This window comes from Brachybacterium aquaticum (genome assembly GCF_014204755.1).
GTDB classification, from domain to species: Bacteria; Actinomycetota; Actinomycetes; order Actinomycetales; family Dermabacteraceae; genus Brachybacterium; species Brachybacterium aquaticum.
Genome location: NZ_JACHLZ010000001.1, coordinates 143,913 through 157,952, shown reverse-complemented (window position 1 = coordinate 157,952; position 14,040 = coordinate 143,913). Strand labels below are relative to the sequence as shown.

At 70.8% G+C, this 14,040-nt stretch carries 10 protein-coding genes; 4 read left to right on the top strand and 6 right to left on the bottom strand.

All coding sequences use genetic code 11. The annotated features are described in order from the left end of the window. Positions 1–3 precede the first annotated feature (3 nt). Positions 4–780: an SDR family NAD(P)-dependent oxidoreductase gene (locus tag HNR70_RS00620; protein ID WP_184323950.1), complete on the bottom strand. Its 777-nt coding sequence runs from the start codon at positions 778–780 to the stop codon at positions 4–6. Positions 781–924: 144 nt separating this feature from the next. On the opposite strand from HNR70_RS00620, the gene HNR70_RS00615 reads away from it, so the two are divergent. Continuing rightward, positions 925–3,231 carry an HAD-IB family hydrolase gene (locus HNR70_RS00615; RefSeq protein ID WP_184323949.1) on the top strand — a complete coding sequence of 769 codons (2,307 nt, stop codon included), beginning with the start codon at positions 925–927 and terminating at the stop codon, positions 3,229–3,231. Positions 3,232–3,504: 273 nt separating this feature from the next. Beyond that, positions 3,505–4,440, top strand: coding sequence for an endonuclease domain-containing protein (locus HNR70_RS00610; RefSeq protein WP_184323948.1), 936 nt, complete (start codon positions 3,505–3,507; stop codon positions 4,438–4,440). A gap of 202 nt (positions 4,441–4,642) precedes the next feature. Here the strand turns inward: HNR70_RS00610 and HNR70_RS00605 are convergent, their stop codons facing one another. From HNR70_RS00605 to HNR70_RS00585, 5 genes are all read right to left on the bottom strand, one after another. Further along, positions 4,643–5,467: an amino acid ABC transporter ATP-binding protein gene (locus HNR70_RS00605; RefSeq protein ID WP_246375110.1), complete on the bottom strand. Its 825-nt coding sequence runs from the start codon at positions 5,465–5,467 to the stop codon at positions 4,643–4,645. Beyond that, positions 5,467–6,459 (bottom strand): amino acid ABC transporter permease, encoded by a 993-nt coding sequence (locus tag HNR70_RS00600; RefSeq protein ID WP_312857525.1) that lies wholly within the window; start codon positions 6,457–6,459, stop codon positions 5,467–5,469. Before HNR70_RS00600 ends, HNR70_RS00605 begins: the two co-directional genes overlap by 1 nt. Further along, complete coding sequence (locus HNR70_RS00595) at positions 6,456–7,388, bottom strand: ABC transporter substrate-binding protein (RefSeq protein ID WP_184323947.1); 933 nt, start codon at positions 7,386–7,388, stop codon at positions 6,456–6,458. The genes HNR70_RS00600 and HNR70_RS00595 overlap by 4 nt, the downstream gene beginning before the upstream one ends. Before the next feature lie 387 nt (positions 7,389–7,775). Then, positions 7,776–9,971: an ABC transporter ATP-binding protein gene (locus tag HNR70_RS00590; RefSeq protein WP_246375108.1), complete on the bottom strand. Its 2,196-nt coding sequence runs from the start codon at positions 9,969–9,971 to the stop codon at positions 7,776–7,778. Further along, positions 9,971–11,707, bottom strand: a complete 1,737-nt coding sequence (locus HNR70_RS00585) for an ABC transporter ATP-binding protein (RefSeq protein ID WP_376768811.1) — start codon at positions 11,705–11,707, stop codon at positions 9,971–9,973. Before HNR70_RS00585 ends, HNR70_RS00590 begins: the two co-directional genes overlap by 1 nt. A 255-nt stretch (positions 11,708–11,962) precedes the next feature. On the opposite strand from HNR70_RS00585, the gene HNR70_RS00580 reads away from it, so the two are divergent. Both HNR70_RS00580 and HNR70_RS00575 read left to right on the top strand, forming a co-directional pair. After that, a complete protein-coding gene (locus HNR70_RS00580) occupies positions 11,963–12,640 on the top strand; it encodes a DUF6318 family protein (protein ID WP_184323946.1) in 678 nt (225 codons plus the stop codon). A gap of 401 nt (positions 12,641–13,041) precedes the next feature. Next, the gene (locus HNR70_RS00575; RefSeq protein WP_184323945.1) at positions 13,042–14,037 is read left to right on the top strand and encodes a type IV toxin-antitoxin system AbiEi family antitoxin domain-containing protein; all 996 of its coding nucleotides are present in this window, start codon (positions 13,042–13,044) and stop codon (positions 14,035–14,037) included. The last annotated feature ends 3 nt before the right edge of the window (positions 14,038–14,040 follow it).

Sequence of the window (14,040 nt, the reverse complement as noted above, 5' to 3'; positions counted from 1 at the left end):
TGCTCACTTCTCCCGGCTGCGACGATGGCTGAGCAGCTCGCTCAGCCGGGCCACGAGGCCTCGTGGGGTGGTGCGCAGCACGGCGGAGATGAGCTTCCAGCGCAGCGACGGGACCGACACCGGCTTGCCGCGGGCGACGTCCTTCAGGCAGTCCTCGACGAGCCGGTCCGCGTCCAGCCACAGCACCCCGGGGATCGAGGAGCCCTTGATCCCCGCGCGCGAATGGAACTCTGTGCGCACCCAGCCCGGCATCAGCGCCGTGACCTGCACTCCCGTGCCGGCCAGCTGCACGCCGAGGGACTCGGAGTAGTTGCCCACCCACGCCTTGATGGCGGAGTAGTTGTTCTGGGTGACCAGCGCCGAGACGGAGCCGACGTTGATGATCCAGCCGTGGCCGCGGCGCTTCATCGCCCGGCCCGCCGCACCGCCGAGCTTCAGGACTGCGCGGATCATGACCTCGAAGCCGAGGTCGTGCGGGGAGATGTCCTCGTCCAGCAGTCCGGCGCGGACGGAGAATCCGGCGTTGTTCACGAGCACGTCCACGGGATCGGTGTCCGATTCGAGGCGGTCCGCCACGCGCTGCTGCGCCTCGCGATCGGCGAGGTCCGCGACGATGGTCTCCACCTCGACACCGTGCTCGCGCGTCAGCTGCGCGGCGGTCTCGGCGAGGCGCTCGGGATCGCGGGCGACCAGCACGAGAGCTGTCCCCCGCCCCGCGAACGCTCTGGCGAAGGCGGCCCCGATGCCTGCGGTGCCGCCGGTGATCAGGGCCCTATGCATGGCGGCTACGATACACTAGCGCCGCCCTGACCAGCGCGGAGAAGCCCCCTGGTGGGGAGCCCGCCGAGCGTGCCGCGCACGCGTGACGACCGCCGCCGGGCCGCCCCTCACCGCTCCCGCCGTACCCGTTCCGCAGAGGATCACATGACGCACAGCACCTCGCCCGTCGAGCCCACCGCCACCGCCGGCGGCTCCGATCACGGAGGCCGACGGATCCTGCTGACGGGCGTCACCGGGTTCCTCGGCCAGGCCGTCCTGCGCTCCCTGCTGGAGACCACCGAGGACGTGCGCGTCCTCGCCGTGGTGCGCCCCAAGGGCTCGGTCACCGGGCGCAAGCGCCTCGAGCAGCTGCTGCGCAAGCCCGTGTTCGCCTCCTGGGCCGAGGAGATCTCCAAGGGGTCCGGTGCTGAGGGTGCCGACCCGGTGGACGGGAAGGCCGTGGTGAAGTCGCTCTTCGACGAGCGCGTCGAGGTGCTCGAGGGCGACCTCACCGACATGCCCGAGATCACCGTCCCGCTGGACACGGTCATCCACTCCGCCTCCTCGGTCTCCTTCGACCCCCCGATCGACGAGGCCTTCCGCACCAACGTCGGCGGCGCGCGCAACCTCTACGAGGCGCTCCTCGCCTCCGGCCAGGACCCGCACGTCATCCACGTCTCCACCGCCTACGTCGGCGGCATCTCCAAGGGCCTGCGCCGCGAGGGCTCCCTCAAGGCCGACGTCGACTGGCGCGCCGAGTACGAGGCCGCGCTCAGCGCCCGCGAGCGCGTCGAGGCCGAGTCCCGCAAGCCCGAGACCCTGCGCTCCCAGATCCGCGCCGCGAAGCTGCGCGACGGACGCATGGGCCCCAAGGCCGTCGCCGCCTCCTCCGAGGAGGCGCGTCGCGCCTGGGTCGACGAGCGCCTGGTCGACTTCGGCCGCACCCGCGCCCAGTCCGTCGGCTGGACCGACATCTACACCTTCACCAAGGCGATGGCCGAGCAGGTCGCCGAGGAGCTGTGGGCCGGCAACGGCCACCGCGTCTCCTTCGTGCGCCCCTCCATCATCGAGTCCGCCATGAAGAAGCCCTACCCGGGCTGGATCGACGGCTACAAGGTCGCAGACCCCCTGATCATGGCCTACGCCCGCGGCATGCTCCCCGAGTTCCCGGGCCTCGCGGACTCGATCCTCGACGTCATCCCCGTCGACCACGTCGTCAACGTGATCGTGGCGCTCGCGACCCAGGAGACCACCCGCCGCGGCGAGGACGCCTACTTCCAGGTCGTCTCCGGCGCCTCGAACCCGCTGCCCTTCCACGAGATGGTCTCCGCGGTGCGCGAGTACTTCGTCGCCCACCCCCTCGAGGACGACAAGGGCAACCCCATCTCCGTGCCCGAGTGGAGCTTCCCCGCGGTCGAGATGGTCGAGCAGCGCTTCCGCGCCAAGGAGCTCTCGGCGAAGGTCGGCGCGGCCGCGGTCGCGTACCTGCCCGCCACCAGGCGCACCCGCCAGTGGACCTCCAACCTCCACAAGGCCACCTCGGGCCTGACCACGCTGCGCAAGTACATCGAGCTGTACCGCCAGTACACGAAGACCGAGATGGTCTTCGACGACGCGAACACCCGCGCCCTGCGCGAGGAGCTCCCGGCGGACTTCCTCGAGACCCACGACTTCGACGTCACCCACATCTCCTGGCGCGAGTACTTCCAGGAGCAGCATCTCCCCGCGGTCACCGACCTCACCAAGGCCTACTCCCGCGCGAAGTCCGCGCAGAAGCGCCGCGCCGCGCGCCCCGCGCCCCAGCTCGCCGAGCGCGCCGACGCCCTGGCCGTGTTCGACCTGGACGGCACCGTGCTGGCCACGAACATCGTCCAGCAGTACTTCGCCGTGGTCCGCGCGACCAAGCCGCGCCGCACCTGGCCCGCCGAGCTCAGCGGTCTGCTCGCCGCCGTCCCCGGCTACCTGCGCGCCGAGAAGCGGGACCGCTCCGAGCTGATCCGCCTGGTCAACCGCCGCTACAAGGGCTACCGCAGCGACGACCTGCGCCGCCTCATGCAGGGCGAGGCCGGGCGCCGCATCCGCGCCTCGATCCGTCCCGAGGCGCTGGAGACCATCGAGCGCCACCGCGCCGCCGGGCACCGCACCGTGCTCGTCACCGGTGCGCTGGACGTGCTGGTCGAGCCGCTGCAGGACCTGTTCGACGAGGTCATCGCCACCCACATGGACGAGGACGCCTCCGGTCAGATGACCGGCTACCTCGCCACTCCCCCGCTGGTCGACGAGGCCCGCGGCAACTGGCTGCTGAAGTACGCCGACGAGCACGGCGCGGACCTCTCCGCCTCCTACGGCTACGGCGACTCCCACGCCGACGCCGCCTGGCTGGCGCTCGTGGGCACGCCCGCCGCGGTGTCCCCGGACCTGGGTCTGTACGCCGTGGCGAAGAAGAAGCGCTGGCAGATCCTGGAGTGGTGAGGGGCCGGTGGCCTGAGCCGGGGCGAGGCTGCGGCCGGTGCCGGTGTCTCCTGCCGTTGCCGGGCGGTGCCGGTGAGGGGTCGGCCCTGAAGTTCTGTCGTCAGCGTCGGAGCAGCGCCGTATGGCGCGACCTCCGACGCTGACGACATTTTTCCAGGGCCCCTCCCCACCCGAACCGTTTCCCGGGCCCCACCTCTCCTCCCCATCCCCTGGTTCTCCACACACACCCCCCCCCGCCCACCGGACCTCGCCACCAGCGGCCACACTCGCCGCATGCAGGGACCGAGCCGACTGGTACTGCCCGCAGGGGCTTACCTCCCCACCCGACCGCCGCGACAGGGCCGCGGCACGCTTCGCCTGACCTCCTCGGACCTCGCCGTCGCCTCCCGCACCGAGCTCCTCGCCCAGGGGTGGACGGACTGGACGCTGCGGAAGGCGGTGCAGCGCGGAGAGATGCGCCGCATCGCCCGGGGGTGGTTCGCCTCTCCCGACGCAGACCAGCGGGTGGTCCGTGCGCTCGCCCTCGGACAGCGACCCACCTGCGTGGACGCGGCGCGCATGCACGGCCTCTGGACGCCGCACGACTCCGACGAGGACCGTCTGCACGTGTACCGCTACGACGACACCGTCGCGCTGCCGCGCACGATGACCGCCCACCATGCAGCGGGCCGGACCTGGCCGGAGCCCGATGCGGTCGCCTCTCTGCTCCTCGCGCTCGAGCATGCAATCCGCTGCCGCACCGGCGAGACCGCCGCGGTGCTCCTGGAGTCCGCGATGGAACGAGGCCTGCTGGATCCCGCCGAGGTGCAGCAGCTCCTGGACCGCACTCCCCACAGATATCGCTCCCGGATCGGAGAGCTCTCCACGGCCAGCGACTCGGGGTCCGAGACCAGGGTGGCGAGGTGGCTCAGACGACGCGGACTGAGAGTGGAGCAGCAGCCGTATGTAGAGAGGGTCGGGTTCCTCGACATCTACGCCGGCGAGATCTTCCTCGAGATCGACGGTCACCAGCACCATGCCGGAGAGGACGCGTTCGAGAGGGACCGGACCAGAGACCTCACCACCACCCGGCACGGCCTGCAGGTTCTCCGCCTCAGCTACGCCCAGGTGTGGAGGCGGTGGGAGCAGACGCAGAAGGACATCCTCGCCGCCATGAGCGAGGTCGGCGCCTTCGGGCGGCGGAAGGTGGAGCAGCTGCGGCGGAGGTGAGTGGCGCTGGAGCTGCTGCGGACAAGGGGCTCTGAGAAAATGTCGTGAGCGTCGGAGCAACTTCATATAGCGCGAGCTCCGACGCTGGTGACAGATCTTCAGGGCGGGGCCGTCAACATCCCCAGCATCAGCACCGCTGTCGGTGGTTCGTGCAGCAGTACCGCCGGCGGAAGCCGCAACCCCGGCAGCAGCCGGCCCGCCGTCACAGCACCGAGGCGAGGAATCCCTTCAGGCGCTCGGACCGGGGGTGGTCGATGACCTGCTCAGGGGTGCCCTCCTCGACGATCGCCCCGTCGTCCATGAACACGACGTGGTCGGCGACCTCTCGGGCGAAGCCCATCTCGTGGGTGACCACGACCATGGTCATCCCGTCGGCCGCGAGATCCTTCAGCACCGTGAGCACCTCGGAGACCAGCTCCGGATCCAGGGCGCTGGTGGGCTCGTCGAAGAGCATGAGCTCGGGGTCCATCGCCAGCGCCCGGGCGATGGCGACGCGCTGCTGCTGACCGCCGGAGAGCTCCGAGGGGTAGTGGTCGGCGCGGTCGCCGAGGCCCACCCGGTCCAGCAGCTCGCGGGCCTTCTTCTCGGCGGCGGCCTTCGGCAGGCCGCGCACCTGCACCGGCGCCTCCATCACGTTGCCCAGCGCCGTGAGGTGCGGGAAGAGGTGGAAGCGCTGGAAGACCATGCCGATGCGGGAGCGCTGGGCGGCGATCTCGGCATTGGAGAGCTTCTGCCAGCGCCCGTCGGGCAGGGGGTCGGAGCGGTAGCCCTGCACCACGCCCTCGATGAGCACGCGGCCGGCCGAGGGCTCCTCGAGCTGGTTGATGCAGCGCAGCAGGGTGGACTTGCCGGAGCCGGAGGGGCCCACGAGCACGGCCACCTCGCCGGCGCGGACGGTCAGGTCGCAGCCCTTGAGGACGTGCAGGTCGCCGAAGGACTTGTGGACGTCCTGGACCTGGATGACGACCGGCGCGCCGGAGGCGGCACCCTCGGCGGACGGGGTCTGGGCGGTGTCGTTGCTCGTCATCAGAGCTCCACCTCCGGGAGCGAGTTCTGGGGGGTGGTGCCGGCGGAGGTCACGGCGGCCTGGCGGGAGCGCTTGCCGCCCGGCGCGCCGCCGCCCTTGCCGGGGGTGCGGGCGTCGAAGCCGCGGCCGAAGTACTTCTCGAGGTAGTGCTGACCCACCATGAGCACCGAGGTGATCGCGAGGTACCACAGCGCCGCGACGATCAGCAGCGGGATCGGGGTGAACAGCTTGTTGGCGATGCCGTTGGTGGCGAAGGTGAGGTCGAGCGTGAAGGGCACGGCGAGGACCAGCGAGGTGGTCTTCAGCATGCCGATCGTCTCGTTCCCCAGCGGCGGCACGATCACGCGCATGGCCTGCGGCACGATGATGCGGCGCAGGATCCGGCCATCGCTCATGCCCAGCGCCTTGGACGCCTCGGTCTGGCCGCGGTCCACGGAGTTCAGGCCCGAGCGGATGATCTCGGCGAGGTAGGCGCCCTCGTTCAGGCCCAGGCCGATAACTGCGGCCCAGAAGGCGGTGAGCAGGTCGCGGGTGGAGAAGCTCAGCAGCTCGGGCCCGAAGGGCACACCGATCACGATCTTGGGGACGATCACCGTGAACAGGCCCCAGAACACGAGCTGCGTGTAGACCGGGATGCCGCGGAACACGAAGATGTACGCCCAGCTCACGCCGCGCAGCACGGGGTTGGCGCTGCGGCGCATGATCGCGGCGGTGAGTGCGACGACGGTGCCGAGCACCATCGACAGCAGAGTCAGCAGCAGCGTCCAGCCGACGCCCTGGACCACCTTGATGTCGAACAGGTACGTCGCCACCGTGTTCCACTCGAGCACCGGGTTGGTGACGAGGAACGAGACCAGCGCCAGTGCGAGCAGCGCGACGATCACGGCGGAGATCCAGGTGCCCGGGCGCGGGGCGGCCTTGGCGCGAATGGGGGTGTATCCCTGGGCCCGCTCGGCGGGGGCGGAGGGGCTGGGTGTCTGGGTGGTGCTCACGGCTGGGGGTTCACTTCCGCGGTCGGGATCATTCCTGCCTCGTTGCCCCATGCAGCGAGGATGCGCTCCATGTGGCCGTTGTCGATGAGGTGCTGCAGCGCCGCCCGGATCGCCTCGGCCAGCTCGGGCTGGTCCTTGGCGACGACGATGCCGTTCAGCGCCGACTCCTCGATCTCGCCGATCTCCTCGAGGGTCCCGCGGGAGCGGGCCACCGCATACGCGGTCACCGGGGAGTCGGCCATGAGGATGTCGCCCTTGCCTCCGGCGACGTTGGTGGCGGCGTCGGAGTTGGAGGCGTAGGCGAGCATGTCGTAGGCCCGCTCGCCCTGGTCGCGGCACTCCTGGGAGCGCTCGATGGACAGCTCCTCCTGGTAGGTGCCCACCTGGAGGGCGACGCGCTTGCCGCACAGGTTCTCGGGGTCGATGTCGTACGGGTTCCCGGTGCGCACCGCGTAGGAGATGCCCGCCTGGAAGTAGGACACCATCGACACCGCCGCGAGGCGCTCCTCGTTGATGGTGAAGCTGGAGATGCCGACGTCGTACGTGGAGCCGACGGCGGGGATGATCTGCGCGAACACCGCTGCCTCGGTGCGGGTGCGCAGGCCGAGGACCGCGCCGATGCCGGCGAGGATGTCCATGTCGTAGCCGATCGCCTGCCCGTTGGAGCCGACGAACTCGCCGGGGGCGTAGTTCAGGGCGGCGCCGTTGACGATCTCGCCGCGCTCGCGGATGTCCGCGGGGACGAGGGCCGCGATCTCGGGGACCTCGGCGATGTCGCTGAGGTCGACCTCGGGCACAGCGTTCGACTCGGCGTCCAGACGCTCGGAGGCCCGGGTGCAGGAGGCCAGCGCCGGGGTCAGCGCGGCCGTGGCCAGGGCCAGGGGCGCGGCGCGCAGCAGGGTGCGGCGGCGGGGTCGGGAGGAAGTCACTCGTGAATAGTATTCACAACACTGCATGACCACAACTCGCTGTCGGGTGGGTCACCGCCCGACGGGGCGCGGTGCAGGGGCTGATGCCGTGGACAGACAGGTCGCGTCCACGCTTCGCCGATCCGGCGCCCCGTCTCACCCCTCCACATCGCCACCCCGCCGGGCCACGGTGCCTGGTGCGTCGCTGAACTCGCCGTGTAGCGACGCCTCAAGCACCGTGGCTAAGGAATAGCGACAGCTCGAGCACCGTGGCCGCGCGATAGCGACGCGTAAGGCACCGTGACCGTGAGGCAGCGCCGCGCCGCACGCCCTTACCGCGGCACGGCGACGCCTCACGCACCGCGGCACCCGCGCCTGGACGCCACGGCACCTCACGCCACCCTCAACTCACCCCAGCGGGATCGCACCGGTGGTGGCCGGGGGCTCGCTGTCGGAGGTCTGCGTCCCCGCCGCCACCTCCGCATCGAGGTCCACCGCGGCGCCCTCGAACTGGGAGCGGTACAACCGCGCATACGCGCCGCCCACCTCGAGCAGCTCCTCGTGGGTGCCCTGCTCGACGATGTCGCCGGCCTCCATCACCAGGATGAGGTCCGCGTCGCGGATGGTGGAGAGGCGGTGGGCGATGACGAAGCTCGTCCGACCCTCGCGCAGCCGGTTCATCGCCTGCTGCACGAGCACCTCGGTGCGGGTGTCCACGGAGCTGGTCGCCTCGTCGAGGATCAGCAGGCTCGGCCGGGCGAGGAAGGCGCGGGCGATCGTGACCAGCTGCTTCTCACCGGCGGACAGCGTCGACTCGTCGTCGTCCACGATGGTGTCGTAGCCGTCGGGCAGCTGCCGGGCGAAGTCGTCGACGTGCGTCGCGATCGCGGCCTCGATCACCTCCTCGTCGGTCGCGTCGAGCCGTCCATAGCGGATGTTCTCGCGCAGGGTGCCCTTGAACAGCCAGGTGTCCTGCAGGACCATGCCGGTGCGCTCGCGCAGCTGGGCGCGGGTCAGGTCGCGGATGTCGATCCCGTCGATGGTGATGCGTCCGCCGTCGACCTCGTAGAAGCGCATCACGAGGTTGACCAGGGTGGTCTTGCCCGCCCCCGTCGGCCCCACGATCGCGACCGTGTGGCCGGGGTCGGCGACCAGCGACAGGTCGCGGATCAGCTCGCGGTCGGGGCCGTACGAGAAGCGCACGTGCTCGAACTCGACCCGGCCCTCCCCGATCCCGTCGGCCGCCCCGGCCTTCGCGGTCTCGGGCTCCTGCTCGTCCGCGTCCAGCAGCTCGAAGACCCGCTCGGCGCTGGCGATGCCGGACTGGAGCATCGTCGCCATCGAAGCGACCTGGCTGAGCGGCTGGGTGAACTGGCGCGAGTACTGGATGAACGCCTGCACGTCGCCGAGGGTGAGCTGGCCGGACACGATCCGCAGACCGCCCACGATCGCGATCGCGACATAGCTGAGGTTCCCGACGAACATCATCAGCGGCATGATCAGCGAGGACACGAACTGGGCGCCGAAGGTGGCGCGGAACAGGCGGTCGTTGCGCTCCTCGAAACGGGCGGCGACCTCGTCGCGTCGGCCGAACACGGTCACGAGCGAGTGGCCGGTGTAGGCCTCCTCGACCTCGGAGTTCAGCACGCCGGTGGCGTCCCACTGCTGGGCGAACAGCTTCTGCGCCTTGGAGCCGACGCCGGCGGTGAGCACGAGCGCCACGGGGATCACGGCGAGCGCGATGATGGACAGCTGCCAGGAGATCATCAGCATCATCACGAGCACGCCGATGACGGTGAGGATCGAGTTGACCAGGCCCGTCACCGTGTTCATGAGGGTGTTCTGGATGTTGTCGATGTCGTTGGTGACGCGGGAGAGGATCTCGCCGCGCTTCATCTTGTCGAAGTACGCGAGCGGCAGGCGGTGCAGCTTCTCCTCGACCTGGCGGCGCAGTCGCGAGACCATCCGCACCAGGATGCGGTTCAGCGCCAGGCCCTGCAGCCACATCAGCAGCGCGGAGATCGCGAACAACCCGACCGCGAGGCCCAGCGTCTGGTAGAGCGCGGCGAAGTCGATCCCCTGGCCGGGGGTAAGGGTCATGCCCGAGAGCATGTCCGCGTACTGCTCCTCACCCTGGGCGCGCAGGCCCGCGATCACCTCCTCCGGATCGGTGCCGGCGGGCATGCCGCGGGAGATGAGGCCGGTGAAGATGATGTCGGTGGCGTGGCCGAGGATGCGCGGGCCCACCACGGAGAACCCCACGGACACCAGGCCGATGAGGATCGCGGCGATCAGGTACTTGCGCTCGGGGCCCATCTCGGCGATCAGGCGCTTGGCGGAGGGCCAGAAGTTCTTCGCGCTCTGCCCGGGGCGCAGGCCGCGCTTGGCGTCCTTCTCCGCGGCGATCTCTGCGGCGGTCCCGGCCTCGTCGCCCGCGGGGCGGGCGGGGGCAGGGGCCTGCGCATCTGCGGGGGCGCCGGAGGGTGCGGGGGCGCCGGAGGTCGGGGTCGCGTCGGCCGACGGGCCCTGCGCGGGGGTGCGGTCGTCGGCCGGAGTACGGCCGGCAGGCGCGTCGGCCGACGGGCTCTTCTCGTTCTCGCTCATCACGCGACCTCCTCCTCGACGCCCTGGCTGCGGACGATCTCCTGGTACGTCTCCGAGCTCTCCAGCAGCTCGGCGTGGGTGCCCTGGGCGACGATGCGGCCGTTGTCGAGCACGAGGATGAGGTCCGCCGACGTGATCGTCGAGACGCGCTGGGCGACGATCAGCACGAGCGCGTCCTCGGTCTCGGGGGCGAGGGCGGCGCGCAGCTTCGCGTCGGTGGTGAGGTCGAGCGCGCTGAACGAGTCGTCGAACAGGTACAGCGACGGCCGCGCCACCAGCGCACGCGCGATGCACAGACGCTGGCGCTGGCCGCCCGACACGTTCGTGCCGCCCTGGGCGATGGGCGAGTCGAGCTGGGTGGGCATCGCGGCGACGAAGTCACGGCCCTGGGCGACGGTCAGGGCGTGCCAGAGGGCCTGTTCGTCGGCCGACGGATCCCCGAACCGCAGGTTCGAGGCGACCGTGCCGGAGAAGAGATAGGGGCGCTGGGGCACGAGCCCCACCCGGTCCCACAGCACGCGCGCATCCAGGTCGCGCACGTCCTCGCCGTTCAGGAGCACCCGGCCGGTGGTCGTGTCCATGAGGCGCGGGACGAGGTTCAGCAGGGTGGTCTTGCCGGCGCCGGTGCCGCCGATGATCGCGACGGTCTGCCCGGCACGGGCGGTGAAGGAGATGTCCTCGAGCACCGGACGCTCGGCGCCGGGATAGGTGAAGGACACATCCTCGAAGGTCAGCTCCAGCCGGCCCGAGAGCTCGCGGATGCCGTCGGTGCGCTGGACGACGCTGGTCTCGGTCTCCAGCACCTCGGTGATGCGCTCGGCGGAGACCATCGCGCGCGGGATCATCATCGTCATGAAGGTCGCCATCATCACCGCGATGAGGATCTGCATGAGATACGCGATGAAAGCGGTGATCGAGCCGACCTCCATCTGGCCAGAGTCGATGCGCGGGGCCGCGACCAGCAGCACCATGACGCTGGAGATGTTCAGGATGAACATGATGATCGGGTTGATCAGGATCATCAGCAGACCGATGCGGCGGTTCAGGTCGGTGAGCTGGTCGTTCACCACGGCGTAGCGCTCGCGCTCGCGGTCCTCGCGCACGAAGGCGCGCAGCACGCGGATACCGGTGATCTGCTCGCGCAGCACGCCGTTGATGTCGTCGATCTTGCCCTGCATCTGCTTGAACAGCGGCGCGGCGCGGAAGATCAGGATGCCGACGGCCACCAGCATCACCGGCACCATCACTGCGATCAGCCAGGCCATCCCCGGCTCGACCCGCAGCGCGAGGATCACGCCGCCGATGCCGGTCACCGGTGCCTGCACCAGCATGTTCAGGGAGAAGAACACCAGCATCTGGACCTGCTGGACGTCGTTGGTGGAGCGGGTGATCAGCGAGGGCGTGCCGAACTCGCCCAGCTCCCGCGGGGAGAACGAGTTCACGCGCGCGAACACCTGCGAGCGCAGGTCCCTGCCTACGTTCATCGCGGAGCGGGCCGAGAAGTAGTTCGCCAGCACGAGCGCGACGATGTTGCCGAGCGAGATCAGCAGCATCAGCCGGCCGAGCTGCCAGATGACCGGCACGTCGGCCTTGGCGACGCCGTCGTCGATGATGTCGGCATTGAGAGTGGGGAGGTAGAGGGCGGCCAGCACCCCCGCGATCTGGAACAGCACCACGAGGACGATCCACAGCCAGTACGGCTTCAGGCTCCTCAGCACCATGCGCAGCAGGGTCAACGTCAATCCTTCCGAAGGGGTCGGCCGACGCTGCGGCGGCGGACGACCTGCGAAGCATAGGCCGCGCGAGTGCGCGGTGGCATCCGACTTCGGTGGGGGTGCGGGGTGGCGGTGGCCACGCGGCGGCCGACGGGGCGTGCGGGGGCGGCGGGGGCCGACTGGGGCGTGCGGGGGTGGCGGTGGCCGACGGACGCCGCCGTGGCGAGGGCCACCGCGCCCGGGGGACGTGGAGGCGGGTCGTCTACCGTGGGTGGGGTGAATCGCCCCGTCCAACGCCTCATCGTCATCGCGCTCGCGCTGCTGCTCGTCGTGCCCATCGGCGCCCTCGGGCTCAGCCGCCTCATGGGATCGAGCGGCGAGGAGCAGGCGGCACAGGAGTCGACGCAGGAGGCGGCGCAGAACCCGGACGACCGGCCGACGGCGGATCCCGCGGACCAGCCCCAGCGCCCGGACCTCCCCCGCCCCGAGGAGCCCGCAGGGATGACCGAGCAGACCGCGGAGGGCGCCCAGGCCACCCTCACCTATCTGCTCGAGTCCTACGACTACATGATGTCCAGCGGCGACACCTCCGTGTGGGAGGACTCCGTGGACCCCAACTGCACGGTCTGCGCCACCTTCCTCGACAACGCGAAGGTGCTCGACCAGCAGGGCGGTTACATGGTCGGCGGCGCGTTCACCGTCCACTCCACCACCTTCGAGGGCACCGGGGAGCCGCCCGCCACCGGCACCGCGGTCGCGGACTTCACCGAGGATTCCGCGATCCTCGTCGACGACCCGAACCTGCAGGCCAACGCACTGGAGTCGGTGTCCGGGCAGCTCATCGCGATGATGGCCTGGGACGGCGACCGCTGGCGGGTCACGGACATGTCGCTCGCGCCCACGGATGCCGAGGCCTCGGACGCAGGCGGGGCGTCGGATGCGGGCGGGGCGTGACGCATCGCCGAGGCGGGGGCACGGCGCCTGACGCGTCGCTATCCGTCGGCCACGGCGCCTGACGCGTCGCTACCGGGCGCACTTGGCGACATCTCAAGCACCCTGCCCCCTCACGTCGAGGTGTTCATAGGGCCAGGGTGCCTGACGCGTCGCTGTCCCGCGGCCACGGTGCCTGACGCGTCGCTATCCCCCGGGCACGGTGCCTGGCGCGTCGCTACCACGCACACGTGGCGACGACTCAAGCGCCCTGCCCCGGGCAGAGGTCGCGTGGAGAGGTGCACGGAGCTCCCGGAGCGGAGTGCGACGGCGCCTCACCGCAGCGTCTGCACTGAAGCACCGCCCCACCTGCGCATTGTGGATGACTCACCGCCGCCGTCGGGTGCGACGGCGATGCTGTGCCCATGTCCCGCGCCTCTGCTCCCCTCGCCGCACGCATCCCCTGGCCGGTCTTCACCCGCCAGGAGGCGATTGCGGCCGGGGTGCATCCGGAGCGGCTGCGTCGGTCGGACCTGGTGCGGCTGCGCAGAGGTCTGTACGCCCTGGCAGGGCACGTGGTCACCGAGCTCGACATCGCCCTGGCACTGTGCCGCAGCGATCGGCGCGCCGTGATCGTCGGCCTGTCCGCGGCGCGGCTGCACGGCATGCCGCTCCCCCACCCCCATGACACGCGGAGTCGGCCCGTCCAGGTCTCCCTCCCCGAGGGCCGGAGAGGCTCAGACAGGGTCATCACCTGGCGCAAGCTCGCCTTCCCGTCGGACGACATCGAGCACCGCCGCGTCCAGGCGCCGTTCCCGGGCGGCGGCACCGATCCGGGGCGCGCCGCCGTGCTCCGGCTCACCAGCCGGGCGCGCACCTGGCGCGATCTCGCCGGCAGCGTGGAGCTCGACCGTCTCGTGAGCATTGGCGACAGCCTCGTGCGCCAGCCTCGCCCCGGGCTTGAGGCAGGACGCACCGCCCCCTGGTGCACTGTCGACGACCTGCGCGCTCAGGGCACGGGCAGGTACGCCCCGGTTCTCCAGCGCGCCGCCGACCTCGTGCGCGTCGGCGCCGACTCCCCGATGGAGACCGTGCTCCGCCTCGCCTTCGCCCGGGCGGGGCTACCAGCTCCCCAGCTCAACGTCCCGCTCGTCGGGGCCGACGGGACGACGCTGCACACCCCGGATTTCCAGTGGGCGGAGTACCGGGTGTGCGCCGAGTACGACGGCCGCGTGCACAACGACCCGGAGCAGGTCGCACGCGACATCCGCCGGGCGCGACGGGCGGCCGAGGGCGGGTGGACCGAGGTGCGCCTGCACCACGGGGACCTCGGACCGCGGTGCGAGGGCGCCGTGCGCGAAGTGCGTGCTCAGCTGGTGAACGCTGGTTGGTCCGGCGCACAGCGCGCCGCCGCTGGCTGACGC

Bases quoted from the DNA above. Each gene is read 5' to 3' on its own strand.
- HNR70_RS00620 (WP_184323950.1), bottom strand. From the start codon at position 780: ATGCATAGGGCCCTGATCACCGGCGGCACCGCAGGCATCGGGGCCGCC.
- HNR70_RS00615 (WP_184323949.1), top strand. From the start codon at position 925: ATGACGCACAGCACCTCGCCCGTCGAGCCCACCGCCACCGCCGGCGGC.
- HNR70_RS00610 (WP_184323948.1), top strand. From the start codon at position 3,505: ATGCAGGGACCGAGCCGACTGGTACTGCCCGCAGGGGCTTACCTCCCC.
- HNR70_RS00605 (WP_246375110.1), bottom strand. From the start codon at position 5,467: ATGACGAGCAACGACACCGCCCAGACCCCGTCCGCCGAGGGTGCCGCC.
- HNR70_RS00590 (WP_246375108.1), bottom strand. From the start codon at position 9,971: ATGAGCGAGAACGAGAAGAGCCCGTCGGCCGACGCGCCTGCCGGCCGT.
- HNR70_RS00575 (WP_184323945.1), top strand. From the start codon at position 13,042: ATGTCCCGCGCCTCTGCTCCCCTCGCCGCACGCATCCCCTGGCCGGTC.